Here is a 25,655-nt window from a genome sequence, read left to right as displayed (position 1 = left end):
CTGCCACCTGTAAGGGTCATGCCGTGCAACGAAAAAACCGCTGATCGCTCAGCGGCTTTGTCGTGGCAGGTGTTACTGCTTGCCCTGCTTGTCCATCAGTGCAGCGAGCATGTCGCACTCGTCTGACGTCAGATCGGTCAACGGTGCGCGCACCGGACCTGCGTCATAACCGGCGATCTTCGCGCCGGCCTTGACGATGCTCACGGCATAACCGGCCTTGCGGTTGCGGATTTCCAGGTAAGGCAGGAAGAAATCGTCGATGTACTTGCCGACCGCCTGATGATCGTCGCGGGCGATGGCGTGGTAGAAGTCCATCGCCAGTTTCGGTACGAAGTTGAACACTGCGGACGAGTAGACCGGCACGCCCAGCGCCTTGTAGGCAGCGGCATAGACTTCAGCGGTCGGCAGGCCGCCCAGGTACGAGAAACGGTCACCGAGACGGCGGCGGATCGAAACCATCAGCTCGATATCACCCAGGCCATCCTTGTAACCGATCAGGTTAGGGCAACGCTCGGCCAGTTGTTCCAGCAGGGTTGGCGTCAGGCGGCAGACGTTACGGTTGTAGACCACCACACCGATCTTCACCGATTTGCACACGGCTTCGACGTGAGCGGCAACACCGTCCTGGCTGGCTTCGGTCAGGTAGTGCGGCAGCAGCAGCAAGCCCTTGGCGCCCAGACGCTCGGCTTCCTGAGCGTACTCGATGGCCTGACGGGTCGCACCGCCTACACCGGCGAGGATTGGCACGCTGGTGGCGCAAGTGTCGACGGCAGTCTTGATGATTTCGGAATATTCGCTGGCAGCCAGGGAGAAAAACTCACCCGTGCCGCCGGCGGCGAACAGAGCGCTTGCGCCATACGGAGCCAGCCACTCGAGGCGTTTGATGTAGCCAGCGCGATGAAAATCGCCCTGGGCATTGAAATCGGTAACCGGGAAAGACAGCAGACCGGAAGAGAGGATGGACTTCAGTTCTTGTGGATTCATTATTCGAACACCCTGGAGGACATAATTGTTAGAGGATCACCGGGTCAGCGCCGATGTCGTAAGTCATCGTACAACTGATAATAAAATCACTCAACAGGGATTTCGGGTTTTTTCAGAGGGAGCGCACGGGGCCCGGTTTTGACTCCTGCGATGCCACGTAGATGTGTGACGCGGAGCGTCAAGACCGGCATTCCCACGCTGGAGCGCGGGGACGATAGTCAAAATCGCAGCCACTGCCGCAAAAGTGCTTTTCTACCACGATGGCACGGACGACGCAGAGTGCGACGTTAGTGACTGGGCGAAGGAACCCGACGAAGTCGGGCCGGAAACGGAGCGAAAGGCTTTAGTTACTTTGGCCTCATCAAAGTAACTCGCCGAGGGGCGAAAAGGTGACCTGAGCCGAACCCAAATCCACCTGACAAAGAAAAGCCGCTGTGTGACGCAGAGCGTCACGAACTGCATTCCCACGCGGAGCATGGGAACGATAGTCAAGCGTGAGGAACGATAGATGTCAGGGAGAACACTTATCGTGCCCACGCTCCAGCGTGGGCATGCCGTTCTGGACGCTCTGCGTCCTCTTTTTAAACCTCAAGCCCGCTGCGATTCAGCCTCTTCATGCGCATGGCGCAGGCGTTCGCGGCTGTTGGTCAGGTGCAGGCGCATGGCGGCGCGGGCCGCATCGGAATCCTGGCGGGCGATGGCGTCGAAGATTTCTTCGTGCTCGCGGCTCAGCCGATTCATATAGTGCTGCTGGTCATCATGTGCCAGACGCGCGGAATTGAGCCGGGTACGCGGGATGATGCTGGTGCCCAGGTGGGTCATGATGTCAGTGAAGTAACGATTGCCGGTCGACAAGGCAATCTGCAGATGGAACTGGAAGTCCGAGGCCACGGCATCGGTGGCGTGTGCCGCACTTTCATTGAGCGCGTCCAGCGCCGAACGCATGGCTGCCAGTTGTTCATCACTACGCCGCTGGGCTGCCAGGCCTGCCGACTCGACTTCAAGGCTGATGCGCAATTCGAGAATCGCCAGTACATCGCGCAGGGTGACGATGGTCGCCGGGTCAATCCTGAAGCCACTGGGGCTTGGCGTATCGAGCACGAAGGTGCCGATGCCGTGACGGGTCTCGACCAGACCGGAGGCCTGCAGACGCGAAATCGCCTCACGCACGACCGTCCTGCTGACGCCCTGCTCTTCCATGATTGCGGATTCGGTGGGCAGTTTGTCGCCGCGCTTGAGCTGACCGCTGCGAATACGCTCGGACAGCTCTGTCACCAGCTCCTGCGCGAGGCTGCGGTGTTTTCTGCGGGCGCGGGGCAGAGCGCTTTGATTTTCCATCCAACATCGATCTCTGGACTGCTAAACATGGGCTAATCATAGCTCAGCGGTTGTATGATCACACCCTCAAAAGCGCCGTGTCCCCTATAGCATCGACCTCAAAACGTTGCGGATCACACTTGCTCGATCAATTTGCCGCTCTCGACGCGCACATGCCGGTCATGGAAGCGTTTCAGGCTGCTGCGGTGCCCGACACTGATCAGCGTCAGGCCGGGCAGTCCGTCGATGATGGCGCGATGCATCGCCGTCTCGTCATCTTCGTCCATGGCCGAGGTGGCCTCATCCACATACAGCCAGTTCGGCGCGACCAGCAGGGCACGCGCGAACGCCACCCGCTGCTGCTCGCCCGGTGAGAGAAAACGCTGCCAGTGGTTGCTTTCGTCCAGGCGCGGTATCAGATGCTCCAGACGGCACTGATTCAGTACCTCGGCAAAGCGCTGTGCCGGGTAATGCTCGACGGGCTGTGGATAACTCATCGCCTCACGCAAGGTGCCGATGGGCAGGTAAGGCCGTTGCGGCAGGAACAGCGCCGTGCCGGTGGGCAAGCGAATCTGCCCCGAACCCTCAGGCCAGAGACCGCCCAGCGCCCTCAGCAACGAGCTTTTGCCACTGCCCGAGCGACCGCTGAGCATGACCCGCTCTCCCGCACCGACCTGCAGACTGGCGTCGCTCAGCAACTGACGACCGCCGGCAATGCTCAAGCCCAGATTGCGCAGGTCCAGCGTGTCGTCGCCGTGAATTCTTTCGATGGCCGGCTGCCGACCTTCATTGTCAGTCATGGCCTGGCGGAAGCTCAGCAGACGGTCGCTGGTGGCGCGCCATGACGCCAGCGTGCCATAGGCGCTGATGAACCAGCTGAAGTTCTCCTGCACATTGCCGAATGCCGAGTTGATCTGCATCAGATCACCCAGCTCGATCTTGCCGGCGAAATAGCGTGGCGCGGCCACAATGAAGGGAAAGATCAGCGCAATCTGCGAATAGCCCGAGGTGAAGAACGTCAGCCGCTTCTGGACCTTCATAGAGGCCCGGAAGTTATTCCAGATCATCATGAAGCGCGCGCTCAGGCGCTGGTTTTCGTTGCGCTCGCCTTCGGACAAGGCAATGCTTTCAGCGTTCTCGCGCACACGCACCAGCGCAAAACGCAGGTCCGCCTCGAATCGCTCCTGCTGGTTGTTCAACGGGATCAGCCGCTTGCCGATCCAGTGGGTCAGCAGGCTGCCCACCAGCGCATAGAGCAAGGCCGCCCAGAACATATAGCCGGGAATGGTCACGCCGAACAGCTCGATACTGCCCGACACGCCCCAGAGAATCACCGAAAACGACACCAGGCTGACCACCGCGCTCATTAACCCCAGCCCCAGGCTGAGGGTGCTGGTGGTGAACTCGTTGAGGTCTTCGGACAGGCGCTGGTCAGGGTTATCGGTGTAACCGCCCTGCTCCAGCTGGTAGTAATTCTTGTCGGCGAGCCAGCGCGCGAAGTGTTGCTCCGTCAGCCAGCGACGCCAGCGGATGGTCAGCAACTGGGTCAGGTACAGACGATAGACCGCAGCCAGAATGGCGATCGCGGCGATGCCGCTGAAGTACAGGATCAGGTGGGTGAACGCAGCCAGATCCTTGTTCTGCAGCGCGTTGTAGAAGTCTCGGTACCAGCTGTTGAAGAACACCGAGACCTGCACGCTGAACAGCGACAGTGCGATCACCGAGACCAGCAGCAGCCAGGCAGTGGTCTTTTCCTCACTGCGCCAATATGGCGTTATCAGCTTCCAGACGCGGGGTAAAAATGCTCCTTGCACAGTATCGTTGACGGCAGAATATTCAGCATTGCGATTCATGTGGTTCAGGCTCGCTCTCTTTGAACGTACGATGCCTGAGCACAATGAAGCAAAAAAACGCCTAATCGATCACTATGAAAAAACCTTCATCAACGTCGCACGGGGCGTTTCTGCAACTTGCGCTGCAAGGTCCGGCGATGCATGCCCAGCGCACGCGCAGTCGCTGAAATATTGCCCTCGTGCTCGGTCAGCACGCGCTGGATATGCTCCCACTGCAAGCGGTCCACCGACATCGGATTCTCCGGGACCAGCGTGTCGAGGTTGGCGTGCTCGGACAACAGCGCTGCCAGTACGTCATCAGCGTCAGCCGGTTTGCACAGGTAGTTGCACGCGCCACGCTTGATCGCTTCGACCGCCGTGGCAATGCTCGAATAACCGGTGAGAATCACCACACGCATCTCCGGGTCCATTTCCAGCAGCTTGGGCAGCAGCACCAGACCGGAGTCGCCGTCCATCTTCAGGTCCAGCGCGGCGTACTCGGGGATGTCCTGTTGCGCCAGGGCCAGCCCTTCTTCAGCCGAGCCGGCGGTGCTCACGCGAAAACCACGACGGCTCATGGCCCTCGCCATCACACGGGTGAACGTCGCGTCGTCATCTACCAGCAGCAGGTGCGGCAGCTCTTCGCCTTCGACCTGGATGTCATCGTCACTCATGCTTCTTCTCCTCGCGTATCTCGGGGCAGGCGCAGCTCGGTGAGCGTACCGCCTTCTTCATGACTGTAGAGCTTCACCGAGCCACCCGCACGGGTGACGCTGGCCTTGCTCAGGAACAGACCCAGGCCGAAACCTTTGCCCTTGGTAGTAAAGAACGGTTTGCCGATCTGTTCGGCAATCGCCAGCGGCACACCCGCGCCATGGTCGCGAATGCTGATGCAGATTTCCGCACTGTCCCAGTCCAGGTTGACTTCAAGGCCATCGGGGCAGGCATCGGCAGCGTTGTTGAGCAGGTTGAGCAGCGCCTGAGTCAGGTCCGGCGGCGGCGCCAGCATCGGCGCTTCGCCCTTGCCCAGCTTATAGAAACGGTAACTCACTTCCGGGCGCATCAGATGCCAGCGGTTGAGGGACTCATCCAGCCAGCGGGTGGCAGCCTGATATTCGACAGCCATACGCCGATTGGCTTCGGCGGCGCGCACCAGTTGCTGCAGGGTCTGCTTGCACTGCTTGACCTGCTCCTGCAGCACGGACAGGTCATCCTGCAAGGCCGGGTCACTGTGATCCTGGCGCATTTCCTTGAGCAGCACGCTCATGGTTGCCAGCGGCGTTCCCAATTCATGGGCAGCCCCTGCGGCCTGGGTCGCGACGGCGAGCAACTGCTGATCACGCAGGCCTTCTTCGCGACGCTCGGCACGCAGTTGCTCCTGACGACGCAACTCTTCGGCCATCTTCGCGGCAAAGAAGGTGATTACTGCCGCCGCCAGGGCAAAACTCAGCCACATGCCGTAGATCTGCATGTTTTCCCGGGCGATGGAGTCGGTTTCCAGCGGGTAGGAACGCACCATCAACAAGGTGTACATGCTCAGCGCAAAGCCGGACAGGATCAGCGAGTAGCGCCACGGCAGCGTGGCAGCGGCGATAGTCAGCGGCACCAGATAATAGGAAACGAACGGGTTGGCCGAGCCGCCCGAGTAATACAGCAGCGCGCTGTGGATCAGCAGGTCCAGCGCCAGTTGCAGCGCATATTCAAGCTCGGTGAGCGGCAGCGAGGTGCGCAGACGGATGACCGTCAGCCCGCAGAGCACCAGTGAGCAGCCCAGGGTGATCGACAGTTGCAGCCAGGGCAACGGCAGAAAGTCGAACAGCCAGGCCATACCGACCGAGCCGGCCTGCGCGGCCAGCACCAGAATACGGATGAATGTCAGGCGCCACAGGTTTTGTCGTGTGGCTGAAAGCATTTGAACGGGGGCGAGCATGAGCTCTCCTGATGAGTGCTCCAGGCGGATCGCAGCGAGTATAACCAAGCGGGAGGCAAAACTGAAAAAGTGCGTCAACGCACCGCACGCCAGGGCACTCGGTCATCGCAGGAACCGGGCCAAAGCGCTACAGTCAGAACACTTTGCGCCGCCCGACAACTGTCGGCGGCCGTTTGATAACAAGGAGCTCTCATGTTCAACCTTCGCCCTGCCGCCACCCTCGTCGCGCTGGCCGCTGCTCTGTCCAGCCTGCCCGCCATGGCTGAAGAAGCCCGTTACAACCAGATTTCATTGCGCGCCGAGGTCAACCAGGAGGTGCAGCGCGACCTGATGCTCGTCACGCTGTACACCGAAGCGCAGGACAGCGATCCGGCCAAACTGGCCGCGCAGATCACCGAGACGCTGAACAAGGCATTGGGTCAGGCGCGCCAGGTCAAGGACGTGAAGATCCGCCAGGGCAGCCGCAACAGCTACCCGGTCTACGACGATAAAGGCCAGAAGATCACCGGCTGGCGTGAACGTGCCGAACTGCGCCTGGAAAGTGCAGACTTCGTCGTGCTGTCCAAGCTGACCGGCGAGCTGCTGACCGACCTTAAAATGGGCGGCATGGACTTCTCGATCTCGCCATCGACGCGCAAGACCAGCGAAGACGCCCTGCTCAAGGACGCGGTGACCGCATTCAAGGCTCGCGCGCAACTGGTCACCGAAGCGTTGGGTGGTACGGGCTACAAGCTGGTCAACCTGAACCTGAATACCTCGGGCTACCCGCAGCCGTATCTGCGCGCGCCGGTCATGATGATGGCAAAGTCTTCGCGTGCAGACTCGGCACCGACACCCGATGTCGAAGCGGGCACCAGCCAGGTCAGCGTTGCGGCAGATGGCGTGATTGAAGTCGCGATTCCGTGAATGACAGGGCGGTAGTATCGACTGCCGCCCTTTTCCACGCTCCCCTCCTCCTGACTCCCCCCTCTTGCTCGGCAATCTCCTACGTTGGCTGATGCCCCGCCTGATTGTCGGTAATCTCGCGGCTCGCGAAACTTGCCATCTCACTTCCGAGCACTATCGCCTTGGCTGAGCGAACCGGCCAACGCGCGCTTGCCATCAAGGAATCAAGGATGAATCCCCCGCATAACGCTTCCCGCAACCCTGCCACTGTCAACGATCAGGGCATGAATACCCATCGCGAACCGCTTCCAACCCCCTTGAGATTCGAAGCCGGTGATGGCGACAAACACAAACATACCCATGGCGCTATCGAAGCCGTTCTCGAATCTGCAGGTTTCAGGCCTGAGGAAATCCGCGCGATCTATTTCGGCAACTGGCTGCGCGACTACTCGCAGTTGCTTGATCCGAAAATCGTCAGGGCGACAAGCATGCCGAAAAGCTTCCCTGACCTGCTTTCCCGTGACGCACTGACGCGCATTGTGGACGTGCTGGCAGTCAAGGAATTCACCGATCTGATGAAGGCAGACCGCTCGCGCTTCGTCGTGACCGCAGAGCGCCTCGGCGTCTATCGTCCTGCTGAACACATCGACAACCCCAGAACCCCCGACCCCAAACCGGCCAATCCAAAAGAACGCGACGCCGACTTCGACGCCTGGGTGCTGCCTGACGATCCGCTATTGAAGGTCGACCATGACACCTCGATGAAACGCTACATTCAGCGCTCGGTGGAGGTGATGGCTGCGGGGCTGGAATCGGCCGTCAATGGCGGCCCCGGCTCTACAGACGGTTTGCGCGACATGGGCGCGGCGCTGCACATTCTCGAAGACTTCTTCGCCCACTCCAACTTCGCCGAACTCAGCCTGATCAAACTCGGCCATGAGCGCATTCTGCCCTGGACGTCCGAAGCAGACTGCAAGCACCGTCTGCCGCTGGTAACCGGTACGCTCGGTGGCAGCGATATCATCGCCAGCCTCGCTGAGCCGCTTGGCAGGATTCTGTTCTCGACAGACGAAAAACCGTTCGAAGCGATCAAGGCTGGAGAACGTTACGAGCGCGACCAGATTATTCAGATCGTTCTGGGCGAGCACCCTGATCCGCGACTGCTCGCGGGTTACGAGGCCTTTCTCGAAGCGCGGGACCAGTGGGCCAGCCAGCCGTTCTCCGAACAGGTCGAACAGTTCTACGCCTTCATCGGTACGCCGGGGCGATTGCTTGGCAATGCATTTGGCACCGTCATGCAAAGTCTGGCCATCTGGCTTGGCAACAGCGTCGACGACCTGCAGACCCTGCTCGACGAAGACCCCAATAGCAGCGGCTCGACCGATCCGTCACATTCGCAACTGGCCAAGGATCATGCGCAGCACCCGCTGCATGTGCTTGCCGCAACCCTCGCCAGAAAGGCCGTGCTGCAAGTAGGTCAGGCCGTTCTGGGCCAATGGCATGGCAAGGAAGGCGCCGAACAACCGGTCCGGGTAGCCACGCGGTTCTTCACTCATCCCATGGACTGCGACTGGCAGGACGCGATTGTCCGGGAATGGGCCGAGGCCAATCCAGAACAGGTCGAGCGGGCGACACTCAAGAGCGAGCTGGACCAGACCAGAATCCAATTGCAGCAAAGCACGAAAAAGGACTTGCAGCGTTTTAGTCAGGACGGCAGCAATTTTCTGGACGTGTTTTTTGAAAGTGTGTCGCTGGCAGACCTCTGGGCGAGGATTACCGGCCAGTAAGCGTATTGTCCGACCCCGACCAAGTACGGCACTATCCGTTGTCTAGCTGATTGTCGACTTTCAAGCACGGTTACTGCCGTACCACGCGAGGGATCCATGGGACACACACTTTTCAAACCGCTGCTGCTGACCACCGCGCTGCTGGCCTGCGCGCCTTTGGCCCACGCGGCAAGCACGCTGGTGTATTGCTCTGAAGCCAGCCCGGCCGGTTTCGACCCCAGCCAGTACACCAGCGGCACCGACTTCGATGCCTCGGCCGAAACCGTTTTCAACCGTCTGACCCAGTTCAAGCGTGGCGGTACGGAAGTGGAGCCGGGTCTGGCCACGCGCTGGGACGTTTCGCCGGATGGCCTGACCTACACCTTTCACCTGCGCGATGGCGTGAAATTCCATACCACGGATTATTTCACCCCGACGCGCACGTTTAACGCCGATGACGTGCTGTTCACCTTCAACCGCCTGCTCGATGCCAACCACCCGTTCCGCAAGGCGTATCCGTCCGAGTCGCCCTACTTCACCGACATGGGCCTGAATACGACGATCAAGAGCGTCGAGAAAGTCGACCCGCTGACCGTCAAGTTCACCCTGAACAACATCGATGCGGCCTTCGTGCAGAACCTGGCCATGAGCTTCGCATCCATTCAGTCTGCCGAGTACGCAGACAAGCTGCTCAAGGAAGGCAAGGCCGAAGACCTGAACCAGAAGCCCATCGGCACTGGTCCGTTCGTCTTCAAGCGCTACCAGAAGGATTCGCAGATCCGTTACGTCGGCAATACCCAGTACTGGAAGCCGGAGGATGTGAAGATCGACAACCTGATCTTCTCGATCAGCAGTGATGCCGCCGTGCGCCTGCAGAAGCTCAAGGCCAACGAATGCCAGGTCAGCGGCTATCCGCGTCCACAGGACATCGAGGAGATGAAAAAGGACCCGAAACTCAAGGTCCTCAGCCAGCCAGGCTTCAACCTGGGCTTCGTGGCCTACAACGTTACGCATCCGCCGCTGGATCAGCTCAAGGTCCGCCAGGCGCTGGACATGGCCATCGACAAGCCGGCGATCATCAAAGCGGTTTATCAGAGCGCGGGCCAGCTGGCTGAAAATGCGCTGCCGCCGGGTCAGTGGAGCTTCGATCCGACCATCAAGGACGCCCCGCACGACCTGACCAAAGCCAGGCAGCTGCTCAAGGAAGCAGGTGTAGCGCCGGGTACCAAAATCGACCTGTGGGCCATGACTGTGCAGCGCGCGTCGAACCCCAATGCACGCATGTCGGCACAGATGATCCAGTCCGACTGGGAGAAAATCGGTATCAAGGCCAACATCGTCAGCTATGAATGGGGCGAATACATCAAGCGCGCCAAGGCCGGCGAGCATGACGCGATGATTTACGGCTGGACCGGTGATAACGGTGACCCCGACAACTGGCTCGGCGTGCTTTACAGCTGCGCAGCCGTCAAAGGCAGCAACTACGCCAAATGGTGCGACCCGGCCTATGACAAGCTGGTGCAGCAGGCCAAGCTGACCAGCAACCGCGATGAACGCATCAAGCTCTATCAACAGGCTCAACACATTCTCAAGCAGCAGGTGCCGATCACCCCGATTGCCAACTCCAAGGTGTTTCAGCCGATGCGCCAGGAAGTGCAGGACTTCAAGATCAGTCCCTTCGGTCTGACACCCTTTTATGGTGTCAGCCTGGGAACAGTGAAGTAACAACACAGCGCCAACCGGGTGCATTTTTCTCACCCGGTTGCGCCTTATTGGTGCGCGAAATAATCGAAAAAGCGTCGCGCAAACGATCAACTACCAAGAAAGTTACACTTTCGCGACATTCCTGTACGATCGTGCCACTCTTTGTCGCTTCTTTCGCCTCACTGTCTTGCTTTGGGTATGGCCCCTGCATAAGTATCGGACGGATCGGCTCACGAGGTCGTTCCCTCTAATCAAAAATGACAACAACTGAGGCAACCATGCTCAAACACGCGGTCATTCCGTTTCTGGTCGGCGCCAGCTTGCTCGCCAGCGCACCTTTCGCTCACGCGGCATCGAATCTGGTGTTCTGTTCCGAGGGCAGCCCAGCGGGCTTCGATCCGGGTCAATACACCACTGGTACTGACTTCGACGCCTCGGCAGAGACCATCTTCAACCGCCTGAGTCAGTTTGAGCGCGGCGGCACCGCCGTAGTGCCGGGCCTGGCGACCAAATGGGACATCTCCGAAGATGGTCTGACGTACACCTTCCACCTTCGCGAAGGCGTCAAATTCCACACCACGCCGTACTTCAAGCCGACCCGTGAATTCAATGCCGATGACGTGCTGTTCACGTTCAATCGCATGATCGACAAGGACATGCCTTACCGCAAAGCGTACCCGACCGAATTCCCGTACTTCACCGATATGGCGATGGACACCAACATCAAGAAGATCGAGAAGATCGACGATCACACCGTCAAGTTCGTGCTGGGCATGGTCGACGCCGCGTTCATCCAGAACATGGCGATGAGCTTCGCGTCCATCCAGTCCGCAGAGTACGCCGCCAAGCTGCTCAAGGAAGGCAAGCCGGAGCTGATCAATCAGCAGCCGATCGGCACTGGCCCGTTCGTGTTCAAGAGCTACCAGAAAGACTCCAACATCCGTTACACCGGCAACAAGGATTACTGGAAGCCTGAGGACGTCAAGGTCGACAATCTGATCTTCGCCATCACCACCGATGCTTCGGTGCGCATGCAGAAGCTCAAGAAAAACGAATGCCAGATCACGGCTTATCCGCGTCCTGCCGACGTCAAAATCCTCAAGGAAGACAAAAGCCTGAAGATGCCTGATCAGGCGGGCTTCAACCTGGGTTACATCGCCTACAACGTGATGCCTCAGATCAAGGGCGAAGACCATCCAAACCCGCTGGCTCAGTTGGAAGTGCGTAAGGCGCTGGACATGGCGGTCAACAAGCAGCAGATCATCGACTCCGTTTACCAGAGTGCAGGTCAATTGGCGGTCAACGCCATGCCGCCGACCCAGTGGTCCTATGACACCACCATCAAGGACGCCAAGTACGATCCCGAGAAAGCTCGCCAGTTGCTCAAGGAAGCCGGCATCAAGGAAGGCACCGAAATCACCCTGTGGGCGATGCCGGTTCAGCGTCCTTACAACCCCAACGCCAAACTGATGGCCGAAATGCTCCAGTCCGACTGGAAGAAGATCGGTATCAACGCCAAGATCGTCAGCTATGAATGGGGCGAGTACATCAAGCGCGCCAAGAATGGCGAGAACGGTGCCATGCTGATCGGCTGGAGCGGTGACAATGGTGACCCGGACAACTGGCTCGGCACCCTGTTCGGCTGCGACGCCCTGAATGGCAACAACTTTGCCAAATGGTGCGACAAGCCGTTCGACACGCTGATCCATCAGGCCAAGCAAACGTCCGATCAGACCGAGCGCACCAAACTGTACAAGCAGGCGCAACACCTCCTGAAAGACGCCGTGCCAATGACGCCTATTGCGCACTCGACGGTCTATCAACCCATGAGCTCCAAAGTACAGGACTTCAAGATCAGCCCGTTTGGCTTGAACTCCTTTTACGGTGTGAGCGTGAGCGGCAAGTAAAAGCGACTGTTTGCTGCGCCGCTCACCCGGCGCAGCAAACCGCTCTACTTGAATATAAGCCCCGAGTGATGGGTTGAAACGTGCCGATAACGGCATTCTTCTACTATCACTAAGATATTTCCTACGAGCTTTGCAGCCTTCGAGCCTATATACCGCGTGCCTCTGACGACTTACCGTCGAAGGGCAGCGGCAATGGCGGGAAGCACGCCGCTTCGTGTCCAGGTGTACCGGGCATGTCGTGCAAAATTGCGTGGGGCGAGGCCTTTGGGCCAGTTAGATATTAGAGCCTCGGCTCATCCTTCGAGGATAGGGATCATCATGCGTAAAACTCTTGCGATGACGTCGTGCCTGGGACTGTTGGCACTGGCCCCGTTTGCCCAGGCGGCAAGCAATCTGGTGTTTTGCTCCGAAGCGAGCCCGGCTGGCTTCGACGGTGCTCAATACACTTCCTCCACCGATAACGATGCATCCGAGCCGATCTACAATCGACTCACCGAATTCAAGCAAGGCGATACCACCGTGGTTCCAGCGCTGGCGACTTCCTGGGACACCTCGGAAGACGGCCTGGTCTACACGTTTCATCTGCGCGAGGGCGTGAAGTTCCACAGCAACAAGAACTTCAAGCCCAGCCGTGACTTCAACGCCGACGACGTGCTGTTCACCTTCAATCGCATGCTCAAGCCCGATCATCCGTTCCGTGTCGCTTACCCGACCGAGTTCCCCTACTTCACCGGCATGGGCCTGAACAAGAAGATCAAGTCCGTCGAGAAGACCGACCCGCTGACCGTCGTCTTCACCCTCAATACGGTCGATGCGGCATTCATCCAGAACATCGCGATGAACTTCGCCGGCATTCTCTCCGCCGAGTACGCCGAACAGCTGATGGCCAAGGGCGACGTGCGCGACATCAATCAGCAGCCTATCGGTACAGGGCCGTTCGTGTTTCAGCGCTATCAGAAGGATTCGCAGATTCGCTACAAGGGCAACAAGGAATTCTGGGACCCGAGCCGGGTGAAAATCGACCAGTTGATCTTCGCCATCGTGACCGACGCCTCCGCGCGCATGCAAAAGCTCAAGGCCAACGAATGCCAGGTCTCGGTCAACCCGCGTCCGGCGGACCTCGCCAGCCTCAAGGCAGACAAAAGCCTGCAGGTCATCGAGAAGCCAGGCTTCAACCTCGGCTACATCTCTTACAACGTGCGCCACGAACCGCTGGGCAAGCTGCAAGTCCGTCAGGCGCTGGACATGGCCGTCAACAAAAAGGCGATCATCAACGCGGTTTATCAGGGCGCGGGGCAACTGGCAGTCAACGCCATGCCACCGACCCAGTGGTCCTATGACGACAGCATCAAGGACGCCCCCTACGACCCGGAAAAAGCCAGGACCCTGTTGCGTGCCGCTGGCGTCAAGGAAGGCACGGAACTAACCCTGTGGGCCATGCCGGTTCAGCGTCCGTACAACCCCAACGCCAAACTGATGGCTGAAATGCTTCAGGCCGACTGGGCCAAGGTCGGTATCAAGGTCAAGATCGTCAGTTACGAATGGGGTGAATACCTCAAACGCACCAAAAACGGCGAGCACGATATCTCGCTGATCGGCTGGACCGGCGACAACGGTGACCCGGACAACTGGCTGGGCACGCTTTACAGCTGCGACGCGATTGGCGGCAACAACTATTCGATGTGGTGCGACAAGAAATACGACGACCTGATCAAGGACGCGGTTGCGACCACTGACCGCGTGAAGCGTACCGAACTGTACCAACGGGCGCAGCGCTACCTGAAGGAGCAGGTGCCGATCACACCGATTGCCCACTCGACCGTCAATCAGCCATTGCGCGCCGAGGTCAGGGACTTCCACGTCAGCCCGTTCGGTCGCAACAACTTTTCAGGCGTCAGCATCGTCGATTGATCGAAAACTCCGCACGCCCTCGCCGTCTTGTGTCACGGCGAGAGCGGGTACTTGCGCGTCGATACCTATAACAACGCAGGACCCAAAGTCCTGCACCACCAAAAGCCAGGCTCAAAGAACTGGCATATAAAAAAGTGATAAAGGGAGCTGCACATCGTGAAAACAACTAGCACTGCGTTATTGGCATTGTCTCTCTCGTCGTTTGGCGCACTGGTTCAGGCTGAACCGGCAAGCCAGACGTTCGTACCGACCGAGCTGAGTTCAAAGAATGCACAGGCCGACGCCAACGGTTTTATCGAAGATCAACACCTGACCGGCACGACCCGTAACTGGTACGCCAATGAACTCAAACGTCGTGGCGAAGTGTTTCGCTACAACGACAACGGCATTGCCGAGCAGACCTCGCGTCGTATCAACTGGCAGCAGGGCACGATCGTCAACTACACCTCGGGTTACACCCAGGGTGTTGTAGGTTTCTCCACCGAGCTGGCGCTGTACAACGCCATTGCACTGGACCGCGACACCGACGACTTCGCCGGCAGTTCCAACCGTACCCTGGCGCACAGAGACGGCGACGCAGTCGGTCAGTGGAGCAAGATGGGCCTGGGCAACGTCAAGGCGCGGGTTTCCAACACCGTACTGACCATGGGTCGCCAATCGGTGAACACCCCGGTCATCGCCTTCATCGGCAACCGCGCACTGCCCTCCAGCTTCCAGGGTGTTGCCGTACAGAGCGACGAGCTGAATAACCTGTCCTTTCAAGCCGGTAGTTTCGACCGCGTATCGCCACGTATGGAGCAGAGCCTGGACAAGTTCCGCTCCGAGTACGGTGATCGCAGCCAGACCGCCGACCGTCTGGACATGTTCGGCGCTGACTACAAGCCGACCGACAGCCTGACAACCAGCTTTTACGCATCGAATCTGGAAGATTTCTGGCACCAGTACTACTTCGGTTTCACCCACGAACTGGGTGACAGCAAGGCGCTGGCGCTCAGCACCAACCTGAACTACTACAAGACCAAGGACTCCGGTCAAAGCAAACAGGGCCCTATCGACAACGATACCTACAGCCTGTCCTTCACCGGTACACACAATGCTCACAGCATCAGCCTTGCCTATCAGCAAGTATCTGGCGATGAGTACTTCGACTATGCGCACGACACCAACGCGATCTTCCTGGCCAACTCCCTGCTCTCGGACTTCAACGGCCCGAACGAGAAATCCCTGCAGATCGCCTACGTACTGAACATGGCCGAATACGGCGTGCCGGGTCTGAAATTCAACATCTACCAGGCTCGTGGCTGGGACATCGACGGCACCAAATACAAAGGCAACGTCTACGGCGACGTCCAGACCATCAATGGCGTTCGTACACCGAGCGGCGTAAACGCAATGGACGGCGAGACTCACTACGAATACGGTATCGGTACGTCGTACTCCGTGCAGTCCGGCCCGCTCAAGGCCACCGCCATCCGCGCCACTTACACCACCCACCGCGCCAGCGAGAATCAGGCTGATGGCAACATCAACGAATTCCGTCTGGTGACCACCGTTCCGTTCAACATTCTTTGATTCGCTGAAAACCGTTGGGGCGCAAGGCAACAGCCTCGCGTCCCAACATCACCATCGGCGTCAACTCTATGGAGGGTTCACAATGAAACTGTTATCGCTACGCAACTCGATCGCCCTGGCCCTGCTCAGCGTCGCCGTCAGTGTTTCGGCAAAACCCCTGGTGGTCTGCACCGAAGCCAGCCCCGAAGGCTTCGACATGGTGCAATACACGACAGCAGTGACGGCCGATGCCGTGGCTGAAACCGTGTTCAACCGCCTCGCGGATTTCAAGCCCGGCACCACGGAAGTGATTCCTGCGCTGGCTGACTCCTGGGACATCAGCGACGATGGCCTAACGTACACCTTCCACTTGCGTAAAGGCGTCAAGTTCCACACCACCGACTACTTCAAACCGACCCGCGACATGAACGCCGACGATGTGCTCTGGAGTTTTCAGCGTCAACTGGACCCGAAGCACCCGTGGCATGACAAATCGAGCGTCGGCTTCCCCTACTTTGAAAGCATGGGTTTCAAAGAGCTGCTGAAAAGCGTCGAGAAAACTGACGACTACACCGTCAAGTTCACCCTGACCCGCCGCGAAGCGCCATTCCTGGCCGACCTCGCGATGGCCTTCGCTTCGATCTACCCGGCTGAATACGCCGACCAACTGTTGAAAGCCAACAAGACCGGCGACCTCAACAGCAAGCCGATCGGCACCGGTCCGTTCATCTTCCAGCGCTATGCCAAGGATGCACAGGTACGCTTCAAGGCCAACCCCGACTATTTCCGCGGCAAGCCGCCTGCCGATGCCCTGATTCTGGCCATCGCCACTGACAACAATGTGCGCCTGCAGAAGCTCAAGGCCAACGAATGTCAGATCGCGCTGTATCCGAAGCCGGACGACGTACCGAGCATCAAGAAAGATCCGAATCTGAAAATCGATGAGCTGGAGGCAATGACCACCGGCTACATTGCAATCAATACCACGCACAAGTACCTGAGCGATGTGCGAGTCCGCAAAGCCATTGACATGACGTTCGACAAGAACGCTTATGTCAACGCGGTGTTCGGCAAGGGCAATGCGCTGGTAGCGGTCAACCCGTATCCGCCGACCCTGCTGGGTTATAACAAAGATCTGAAGAACCCACCGATTGACCTCGACAAGGCACGCGCCTTGCTGAAGGAGGCAGGTGTACCGGAAGGCACTACGTTTACCCTGTTCACCCGCAACGGCGGTGGCCCGACCAACCCCAACCCGATGCTCGGCGCGCAAATGATGCAATCGGACCTGGCGAAGATCGGTATCAAGATCGACATCCGTGTCATGGAATGGGGTGAAATGCTCAAACGCGCCAAGAATGGCGAACATGACATGGTGTCTGCCGGCTGGGCAGGCGACAATGGCGACCCTGATAACTTCCTGACTCCGATGCTGAGCTGCGAAGCGGCGAAAAACGGCGAGAACTACGCCCGCTGGTGCAACGCCGATTTCCAGAAGCTGATCGATCAGGCGCGTGAAACAGTGAACCCCGAGGAACGCGCTGCGCTCTATGAACAGGCCCAGGCAATATTCAACAAGGATCAGCCGTGGATCAGCATGGCTCACACCCGAATGTTCACCGCTATGCGTAAAAATGTGGAGGGCTACCAAATCAGCCCGCTCACAACCAACAACTTCGCCACTACCCAGGTGAAGTAGAAAAATAATCCGGCGAGCTCATAACCCGAGACTCGCCGGAGCACGCCTAACCGGCTGATGAGGTACACACCAAGATGTTTAGTTTTATCGCCCGCCGAGTGGGGTTGCTGATACCCACTTTCTTCGGCATCACCTTATTGACCTTCGCCCTGATTCGTCTGATTCCGGGCGATCCGGTCGAAGTCATGATGGGTGAGCGCCGTGTCGATCCGGAAATGCACGCTCAGGCCATGGAGCGTCTGGGTCTGAACAAACCCCTCTACGCCCAGTACATCGATTACATCGGCAAGCTCGCCCAGGGCGACCTCGGTGAATCGCTGCGTACGCGCACCAGTGTCTGGTCCGAATTCACTTCGCTGTTCCCGGCAACCCTGGAGTTGTCGCTGGCGGCGCTGATTTTCGCGGGTATTCTCGGCCTGCTGGCCGGGGTGATCGCCGCACTCAAGCGAGGGTCCCTGTTCGACCATGGGGTCATGGGGATTTCCCTCGCCGGTTATTCCATGCCGATCTTCTGGTGGGGCCTGATCCTCATCATGTTCTTCTCGGTAACGCTGGGCTGGACCCCGGTTTCCGGGCGCATCGACCTGCTGTACGACATTCCGCCGGTCACCGGCTTCATGCTGATCGACACGCTGCTCAGTGACGAACAGGGTTCGTTCCTCGATGCCCTGCACCACATGATTCTGCCGGCCATCGTACTGGGCACCATCCCGCTCGCGGTGATCGCCCGGATGACTCGCTCGTCGATGCTCGAAGTGCTGCGTGAAGACTACGTGCGTACCGCCAGAGCCAAAGGCCTGTCGCCTGCCCGTGTGGTATTCGTTCATGGCCTGCGCAATGCGCTGATTCCGGTACTGACCGTGTTCGGTCTGCAAATCGGTACCTTGCTGGCCGGTGCGGTACTGACCGAAACGATCTTCTCCTGGCCGGGTATCGGCAAGTGGTTGATCGAAGCCATTGGCGCCCGGGACTACCCGGTCGTGCAAAACGGCATTCTGCTGATCGCCTGTCTGGTGATCCTGGTCAATTTCGTGGTGGATATCCTCTACGGCTTTGCCAACCCACGCATTCGTCACCAGCGCTGAGATCATCGATATGAGCACCCCTACTCCTGCGGTAGCAGTCGATCAAAGCCTGCTTTACCCATCCCCGTACAAAGAATTCTGGCAAGCCTTCTCGAAAAACAAAGGCGCGGTTGCCGGCCTGCTGTTCATGATCCTGATCGTGTTCTGCGCCCTGTTCGCGCCCTGGGTTGCACCCCATGACCCGAGCGAGCAATACCGCGACTTCCTGCTGACGCCTCCGGTGTGGCTCGAAGGCGGCCAATGGCAATTCATCCTCGGTACCGACGAACTGGGCCGCGATCTGCTGTCACGTCTGATCCAGGGCTCGCGCCTGTCGCTGCTGATCGGTCTGGCATCGGTGGTCATGTCGCTGATCCCCGGCATTCTGCTGGGCCTGCTGGCGGGCTTCTTCCCTCGCGTGCTCGGCCCTTCGGTGATGCGCCTGATGGACATCATGCTCGCCCTGCCTTCGCTGCTGCTGGCTGTGGCCATCGTGGCGATCCTCGGCCCAGGCTTGATCAATACCGTAATCGCCATCGCCATCGTGTCGCTGCCTTCCTATGTTCGTCTGACCCGCGCTGCGGTGATGGGCGAGCTGAACCGCGACTACGTGACGGCTGCCCGTCTGGCTGGCGCCACACTGCCACGCCTGATGTTCATCACCGTGCTGCCCAACTGCATGGCACCGCTGATCGTTCAGGCGACCCTGAGCTTCTCGTCGGCGATTCTCGATGCCGCAGCGCTGGGCTTCCTGGGTCTGGGCGTACAGCCACCGACGCCTGAGTGGGGCACCATGCTCGCCTCGGCGCGCGACTACATCGAACGTGCCTGGTGGGTCGTGAGCCTGCCCGGTCTGACCATTTTGCTCAGCGTGCTGGCAATCAACCTGATGGGCGACGGTCTGCGCGATGCGCTGGACCCGAAACTCAAGAACGCCGCCTGAGGAGATTCGCATGTCACTTCTTGAAATCAAGAATCTCAACGTCCGCTTCGGCGACGCCAAGGCCGTACCTGTTGTGGACGGCCTGTCCCTGAGCGTCGAAAAGGGAGAAGTACTGGCCATCGTCGGCGAATCGGGTTCCGGTAAATCGGTGACCATGATGGCGCTGATGGGGCTGATCGACTCCCCCGGCATCATCACCGCCGACGCGCTCAATTTCGACGGCAACGACCTGCTCAAGCTCAACTCGCGGCAGCGTCGACGCATCATCGGCAAAGACCTGGCGATGGTCTTTCAGGACCCGATGACCGCTCTGAACCCCAGCTATACCGTGGGTTTCCAGATCGAGGAAGTGCTGCGCCAGCACCTGAACATGTCGGGCAAGGCCGCACGCCAGCGTGCACTGGAACTGCTGGAAAAGGTCGAGATCCCTGGCGCCGCTGCGCGCCTGAATGCCTACCCGCACCAACTGTCCGGTGGCATGAGCCAGCGTGTGGCGATTGCCATGGCGATTGCCGGCGAACCGAAACTGCTGATCGCCGACGAACCGACTACCGCGCTGGACGTGACCATCCAGGCGCAGATCATGGAGCTGCTGCTGAGCCTGCAAAAAGAGCAGGACATGGCACTGGTGCTGATCACTCACGACCTGGCTGTCGTGGCCGAAACCGCCCAGCGAGTCTGCGTGATGTACGCCGGTCAGGCCGTCGAAGTCGGTCAGGTGCCTGGGCTGTTCGATGTCCCTGCCCACCCGTACAGCGAAGCCTTGCTGGCCGCCATTCCCGAGCACAGCATGGGCGCCGAGCGCCTCGCCACGCTGCCGGGCATGGTCCCGGGCCGCTATGACCGTCCACAGGGTTGCCTGCTGTCTCCGCGCTGCCCGTACGTACGCGACAACTGCCGTACCGAACGCCCTGCCCTTGATCCCAAGGCGCACAGCCTGGCGCGCTGCTTCTATCCCTTGAATCAGGAGGTGGCGTAATGAGCGTCGTACTGACCGCCCGCGACCTTACCCGTCACTACGAAGTTTCCCGCGGCCTGTTCAAGGGCTCGGCGCTGGTGCGTGCGCTTAACGGGGTGTCCTTTGAACTGGAAGCCGGCAAGACTCTGGCTGTGGTCGGCGAGTCCGGCTGTGGCAAATCGACACTGGCGCGCGCGCTGACACTGATTGAAGAGCCTTCATCCGGCTCGCTCAAAATCGCCGGTCAGGAAGTTGCCGGGGCCAGCAAGGCCGAGCGCAAGCAGTTGCGCAAGGACGTGCAGATGGTCTTCCAGAGCCCTTATGCCTCGCTCAACCCAAGGCAGAAAGTCGGGGATCAGCTCGGCGAGCCGCTGCTGATCAACACCAATCTGTCGGCCGCCGAACGCCGCGAGAAAGTGCAGGCGATGATGGCCCAGGTCGGTTTGCGCCCTGAGCACTATCAGCGCTACCCGCACATGTTCTCCGGCGGTCAGCGTCAGCGTATCGCGCTGGCCAGGGCAATGATGCTGCAGCCCAAAGTGCTGGTAGCGGACGAGCCGACTTCAGCGCTGGACGTATCGATTCAGGCCCAGGTACTGAACCTGTTCATGGACCTGCAGCAGGAATTCAACACCGCCTATGTGTTCATCTCCCACAACCTGTCGGTGGTGCGTCATGTCGCCGATACGGTATTGGTGATGTACCTGGGCCGGCCTGCGGAAATGGGTCCCAAGGAAGAGATCTACAACCGTCCGCTGCACCCGTACACGCAGGCGCTGCTGTCGGCGACCCCGACCATCCACCCGGACCCGCTCAAGCCGAAGATCAAGATCGTCGGCGAGCTGCCCAATCCGCTCAACCCGCCAAGCGGCTGCGCCTTCCACAAGCGCTGCCCCTATGCGACCGAGCGTTGTGCAGCCGAAGTGCCGGAGCTGCGCCTGGTGGATAACCGTCAGGTGGCATGCCATTACGCCGAGCAATTCGTAGCGGCGTAGCTACAAGCTACAAGCTACAAGCTACAAGCTACAAGACTATCGTGCCCACGCTCCAGCGTGGGCACGCAGTTCTGGACGCTCTGCGTCCGATCTTCGCTAGTCAATACACGTCCCGCCGATAACGCCCTTCCTCGATCAGTTCCCTGACTGCCTGCTCGCCCAGCACCTCGTTCAGCACCTGATCCACGCCCGCCGCCATACCCAGCAAGCTTCCACAGATGTAAATCGCTGCACCGTTGTCGAGCCATAGACGCAGTTCATCGGCCGCCTCGCGCAAGCGATCCTGCACGTAGATCTTTTCTGCCTGATCCCGGGAAAAAGCCAGGTCCAGACGCGTCAGATGGCCAGCCTGCAACCAGCTCTGCAGTTCAGCACCGCAATGGAAGTCATGCGCGCGGTTACGTTCGCCGAACAACAACCAGTTGCGCACTCGCCCTTGAGCGATACGCGCCTTGAGCAGGCTACGCAAACCGGCCAGCCCCGTGCCATTGCCCAGCAGGATCAATGGCAGCGGCTCGGCAGGCAGATGAAAGCTGCTGTTGCGGCGTAAACGCAGGCTGACGGCACCGCCCAGGGCACAGTGTTCGGTAAGCCATCCCGAGCCCAGCCCCAGGCTGCCGTCGGCATGCACTTCCTGGCGCACGATGAGCTGCAGACAGCCGTCCTCTGGAATCGAGGCAATCGAGTATTCGCGTACGGAGACCAGCACCAGCGCATCGATCAACGCCTGCGCATGCAGCCCCACCAGATGCGCACGGTTCTGCGGTAGCTGGCGGCTTGCCAGCGCCTGCGCGAGCGGCTCCTGCAAACCATCCACGCTGACCAATGCATCCGGATCGACACCCAGCCCGGCGAGAAACGGCTCGATGACCCGCAGCGTGTGACGCGGCATCACCTCGACCAGATCCCCCGCCTGCCAGTGCGCCGAGGTAGGTGGCGTCAAGTCCAGCAGATAGACCTTCGAACCACTGCTGCCAGCGTTCAATAGCGCGCGCCGAGTCAGCGTCCAGTTCTCGAAAACCGGTGCCTGCCAGTGCGCTGCAGGCGCGCAACCGGTCACCTGCCCCAATTGCTGCTGCCAGTGTTGCAGGGCTGCAGGATCGGCGCTGTCGACTTCAACGGGCGGGAACAGGCTGCGTCCGCCCAGCTCGGTCAACCAGCCGTGCAAACGATGGGCAAAGCCGCAAAAATGCGGGTACTGCCGGTCGCCCAGCGCCAGAACGGCATAATCGAGCTGGTTCAGTGAAAGCGGACTACCCAGCAGCTTGCGCTCGAAACGTCGGGCACTGTCCGGCGCCTCCCCGTCACCAAAGGTACTGACAACGAACAGGGCATTACGGCTTCGGCATAGTTCTTCTTCGCTCAGATCGCCCAGCCGCTTCACGCGTACCGACAATCCCGAAGCCTGCAACTGGCCGGCGGTCTGCCAGGCCAATTGCTCGGCGAAACCGCTTTGACTGGCGAAACAGACGAGCCAGGACGCTTCATCGTCGTGATCACCACCCTGAACATCGCCGCGTGCACGCTCGATACCGCGCTTCTTGCGACGTCGATCCAGGTACAGCAACCAGCCAGTAATAAAGAACAGCGGCATCAGCAACGATGCGCCGGTCATGATGATTCGCCCGACGAGCCCGAAGTAACTGCCGACGTGCAGCGCGTAATTGCTGGCCAGTAATTGCGCACCGAAACTGCGTTCGGCATAGCGTACAACCGAGCTGACCTGACCATTGGCCGGATCAAGGGTGATGGTGTTCAGCGCACGCGGGTGCGGAGAATCCTTGAGCAGGTAAAACACGGTGGCAGGCTGACCGCCTGCAGCAGGCAGGCGCAGGTTATAAGCCCGCAAGTCCGGCCCTGCGGTCTTCCGGATACTGTCCCAGACCGCCACGTAATCGACCACCAGCGGCAATCTTCCGGCAGCCTTGGCTGGGGCAGCGATGCCCTCCTCGAGCGGCGGATCCCCGATCAGTTTATTCAGGCCGTTGCTCACCCAGTCATATGACCAGGTGAGCCCCGTGATGGCGAACAACAGGTAGAACAACAAGCACCAGGTGCCGAAGATCGAATGCAGGTCCCAGTTAAAACTGCGCCCCTTCTTCGCCCAGTCAACCGTCAGCCAGACCCGCCAGTTCCGCACTGCGCGAGGCCAGCGCAGGTACAGTCCGGACAGGCAAAAGAACACCAGAATCAGCGTACACGCCGCCGTGACCTGCTTGCCCGCCTCGCCCACGGCCAGATAACGGTGCAGCTTCAGGACAAAGTCGAAAAACCCTTCCCCCACCGCATTGCCTTTCAGCTCGCCGGTGTAGGGATCGAAATTGCGCTTGGGGCCTCGACGCTCGCCCGCTTTGGGCGTGAAGAAGACCTGAGCGACACGATTGCCGGTGGTTTCGACACGCAGAATAGCGACCGTCAGGCCGGTCGCAGCTTCCAGCCTGCGCACCAGTTCGACGGGCGGCAGCGTGGCACCTCGCGACTCGACCAACAGCACATTCGGATTCAGCGCATCGAGAATTTCGTCCTCGAACGAATACAGCGCACCGGTCATCCCCATGAGGGTCAACACCAGACCTGCCGTGATCCCGAAGAACCAGTGCAGTTGAAACAGGACTTTCTTCAACGCCGACGCTCCCCCCTCTGCGGGCTGCGGCGCGCATTATGCTCCAACCGCGACACATTCTCATCTTTAAATCGAGGCAACGCGGGTTTCCCTGTCCAGTCGCGCCGCTGACGAGTAAAAACATCCTTATAAAGAACATTAAATCTACCCCTATACCACCTCCATTTAAAAAGGCAGTTGCCCACGACGGCTGACTGCAAATAGTCAGGTGTCTTACATCTTTAAACCATGTTTCTGCTTTGACGCCCTCCGCCCTGAAACTCTAATCTTTTTCAGCACGAGAACATTAACTCGTGGAGGGGATCAATTTCTGTTCTCCCAGTGGAAATAAGGACATATCCATGCACCCAATGTTTTATGACGTCGTGAAGGCAGAACCTTTATCCGGTGACCTCAAGGCGGATGAGGCGATAAAAACGGCCGAACTGTTCGGTACGATGTCGTCTGCCACTAACAAGCAGGTCACCCGTGCACCCGGTCTGATTCTGACCAAAGAGCAGATTATCAACCTCAAGAAATATGAATTGGCGGGCCTCGCTCTGCCCATTGAACTGGACGATGTCATTGTTTATCTCGGCTATTCAAAAGGTGCCGGTGTCGGGCTTGAACCTGAAGACTTTCTGAAAAGTTTCAACCTTATCCACCGGCATGCACGTCGCTGGAGTCCTCTGCGCACCGACCTTCTGGGCATAGGCAGCAAACTGAAAGTCTTCGCAGGCAAGATGCTCGTGTACGGCCAAAGCATGGAGGAGATCAACGACGACATCCGGACCGGGAAAATCGTTGACCATTATCAGATCAAGACACTGGAGGATGTTAAACGCTTGACCCTTGAACTGGGCAAGGACTTCCCGGGCATCGCGCTGGATGAAAACGATAAGGAGATCACCAAGGAAATAGGCTACCACCTCACCGATATACTGGACCTGATCACCGCCAATCTGGCCGATGCCCAAACCATCAAGAAGGAGCTGGATCAGTTCGGCCTGGACCTGTCGCTGCATGTCGGGCCCGAGATACAACGCAAGATGGTTGCCATCGACAACAGCTCACTGCCAGCCGACGTGGCGAAGCTGACCCTGGATATCGAGCAGCGCGCAAAGGACATCGATGAAAAGAACAAGGAATACAAGGCGACGGTACAACAATCGTTGAATTCGGTCAGTAGCTTGAACATTGCGGGTCTGGCACTGGGCATTTACTTTGGCGTCGAGGCTGAGAATGCCAGGTACGCACGCAATGAATTAATCGCACAACAAGCCGCCGACATAGACACCTTGCAAGACAAGAACAATATTCTGGGCTCATTGAGCAGGGTAAAGTTTAATTTGCAGAACCTGGCGACGATTGTGGTCGATGCCGACGTGGCCACTAAAAACCTGATTACCGTATGGAACAAGCTTTTTCTGTTCATTGAGGCGTCTGTGGGATCGGCGTCCGAGATAAACGACGCCTTGTCCTTAAGGCAATTTATGAATCACTTCAGACAAGTCGTTCAACCCTGGAAGACCATCGAAGATGACTCGGACGCCTTGCTTAATGTGTTCAAGGAAGCCGATGAAGAATATAAACGGATTTATGGATAA

18 protein-coding genes are annotated in these 25,655 nt (G+C 59.0%); 12 read left to right on the top strand and 6 right to left on the bottom strand.

The features are described from left to right. Positions 1 to 72: 72 nt before the first annotated feature. From kdgD to KBY02_RS01665, 5 genes are all read right to left on the bottom strand, one after another. Positions 73 to 984 carry a 5-dehydro-4-deoxyglucarate dehydratase gene (gene kdgD / locus KBY02_RS01685; protein WP_004411794.1) on the bottom strand — a complete coding sequence of 304 codons (912 nt, stop codon included), beginning with the start codon at positions 982 to 984 and terminating at the stop codon, positions 73 to 75. A gap of 588 nt (positions 985 to 1,572) precedes the next feature. Continuing rightward, on the bottom strand, positions 1,573 to 2,322 hold the full coding sequence (locus KBY02_RS01680) for a FadR/GntR family transcriptional regulator (protein WP_003400058.1): 750 nt from the start codon (positions 2,320 to 2,322) through the stop codon (positions 1,573 to 1,575). Positions 2,323 to 2,435: 113 nt separating this feature from the next. Then, the gene (locus tag KBY02_RS01675; RefSeq protein WP_032653258.1) at positions 2,436 to 4,154 is read right to left on the bottom strand and encodes an ABC transporter ATP-binding protein/permease; all 1,719 of its coding nucleotides are present in this window, start codon (positions 4,152 to 4,154) and stop codon (positions 2,436 to 2,438) included. A gap of 89 nt (positions 4,155 to 4,243) precedes the next feature. Continuing rightward, positions 4,244 to 4,807, bottom strand: coding sequence for a response regulator transcription factor (locus KBY02_RS01670; RefSeq protein ID WP_003400057.1), 564 nt, complete (start codon positions 4,805 to 4,807; stop codon positions 4,244 to 4,246). Beyond that, a complete protein-coding gene (locus KBY02_RS01665) occupies positions 4,804 to 6,063 on the bottom strand; it encodes an ATP-binding protein (protein WP_024640040.1) in 1,260 nt (419 codons plus the stop codon). The genes KBY02_RS01670 and KBY02_RS01665 overlap by 4 nt, the downstream gene beginning before the upstream one ends. A gap of 192 nt (positions 6,064 to 6,255) precedes the next feature. On the opposite strand from KBY02_RS01665, the gene KBY02_RS01660 reads away from it, so the two are divergent. From KBY02_RS01660 to KBY02_RS01610, 11 genes are all read left to right on the top strand, one after another. Further along, positions 6,256 to 6,969 carry an SIMPL domain-containing protein gene (locus tag KBY02_RS01660; RefSeq protein WP_060400526.1) on the top strand — a complete coding sequence of 238 codons (714 nt, stop codon included), beginning with the start codon at positions 6,256 to 6,258 and terminating at the stop codon, positions 6,967 to 6,969. A gap of 209 nt (positions 6,970 to 7,178) precedes the next feature. Beyond that, positions 7,179 to 8,735 (top strand): HET-C-related protein, encoded by a 1,557-nt coding sequence (locus KBY02_RS01655; RefSeq protein WP_225649719.1) that lies wholly within the window; start codon positions 7,179 to 7,181, stop codon positions 8,733 to 8,735. Between the two features lie 96 nt (positions 8,736 to 8,831). Continuing rightward, positions 8,832 to 10,439 (top strand): ABC transporter substrate-binding protein, encoded by a 1,608-nt coding sequence (locus tag KBY02_RS01650; protein ID WP_024652359.1) that lies wholly within the window; start codon positions 8,832 to 8,834, stop codon positions 10,437 to 10,439. 257 nt (positions 10,440 to 10,696) lie between these two features. Beyond that, positions 10,697 to 12,325 carry an ABC transporter substrate-binding protein gene (locus tag KBY02_RS01645; RefSeq protein ID WP_024659405.1) on the top strand — a complete coding sequence of 543 codons (1,629 nt, stop codon included), beginning with the start codon at positions 10,697 to 10,699 and terminating at the stop codon, positions 12,323 to 12,325. A gap of 318 nt (positions 12,326 to 12,643) precedes the next feature. Further along, complete coding sequence (locus tag KBY02_RS01640; protein ID WP_011268912.1) at positions 12,644 to 14,236, top strand: ABC transporter substrate-binding protein; 1,593 nt, start codon at positions 12,644 to 12,646, stop codon at positions 14,234 to 14,236. Positions 14,237 to 14,392: 156 nt separating this feature from the next. Then, positions 14,393 to 15,808, top strand: a complete 1,416-nt coding sequence (locus tag KBY02_RS01635; protein ID WP_024642523.1) for an OprD family porin — start codon at positions 14,393 to 14,395, stop codon at positions 15,806 to 15,808. An 82-nt stretch (positions 15,809 to 15,890) separates the two neighbouring features. Next, positions 15,891 to 17,486, top strand: a complete 1,596-nt coding sequence (locus tag KBY02_RS01630) for an ABC transporter substrate-binding protein (protein WP_024640035.1) — start codon at positions 15,891 to 15,893, stop codon at positions 17,484 to 17,486. A gap of 74 nt (positions 17,487 to 17,560) precedes the next feature. Further along, a complete protein-coding gene (locus tag KBY02_RS01625) occupies positions 17,561 to 18,571 on the top strand; it encodes an ABC transporter permease subunit (RefSeq protein WP_003400038.1) in 1,011 nt (336 codons plus the stop codon). A 10-nt stretch (positions 18,572 to 18,581) separates the two neighbouring features. Next, complete coding sequence (locus tag KBY02_RS01620) at positions 18,582 to 19,493, top strand: ABC transporter permease subunit (RefSeq protein WP_002555194.1); 912 nt, start codon at positions 18,582 to 18,584, stop codon at positions 19,491 to 19,493. Positions 19,494 to 19,503: 10 nt separating this feature from the next. After that, positions 19,504 to 20,472: an ABC transporter ATP-binding protein gene (locus KBY02_RS01615; RefSeq protein WP_010436785.1), complete on the top strand. Its 969-nt coding sequence runs from the start codon at positions 19,504 to 19,506 to the stop codon at positions 20,470 to 20,472. Further along, the gene (locus KBY02_RS01610) at positions 20,472 to 21,446 is read left to right on the top strand and encodes a peptide ABC transporter ATP-binding protein (RefSeq protein WP_003400031.1); all 975 of its coding nucleotides are present in this window, start codon (positions 20,472 to 20,474) and stop codon (positions 21,444 to 21,446) included. The genes KBY02_RS01615 and KBY02_RS01610 overlap by 1 nt, the downstream gene beginning before the upstream one ends. A 100-nt stretch (positions 21,447 to 21,546) precedes the next feature. Here KBY02_RS01610 and KBY02_RS01605 read toward each other — a convergent pair whose 3' ends face one another. Further along, complete coding sequence (locus KBY02_RS01605; RefSeq protein WP_096135004.1) at positions 21,547 to 24,069, bottom strand: PepSY domain-containing protein; 2,523 nt, start codon at positions 24,067 to 24,069, stop codon at positions 21,547 to 21,549. A 341-nt stretch (positions 24,070 to 24,410) separates the two neighbouring features. On the opposite strand from KBY02_RS01605, the gene KBY02_RS01600 reads away from it, so the two are divergent. Then, positions 24,411 to 25,655, top strand: a complete 1,245-nt coding sequence (locus KBY02_RS01600) for an alpha-xenorhabdolysin family binary toxin subunit A (protein WP_003400026.1) — start codon at positions 24,411 to 24,413, stop codon at positions 25,653 to 25,655.

The organism is Pseudomonas sp. P129 (genome assembly GCF_020312195.1).
Classification (GTDB): domain Bacteria; phylum Pseudomonadota; class Gammaproteobacteria; order Pseudomonadales; family Pseudomonadaceae; genus Aquipseudomonas; species Aquipseudomonas fragariae.
The sequence above is the reverse complement of the archived record's forward strand: the minus strand, read 5'-3'. Positions and strand labels throughout refer to the sequence as shown.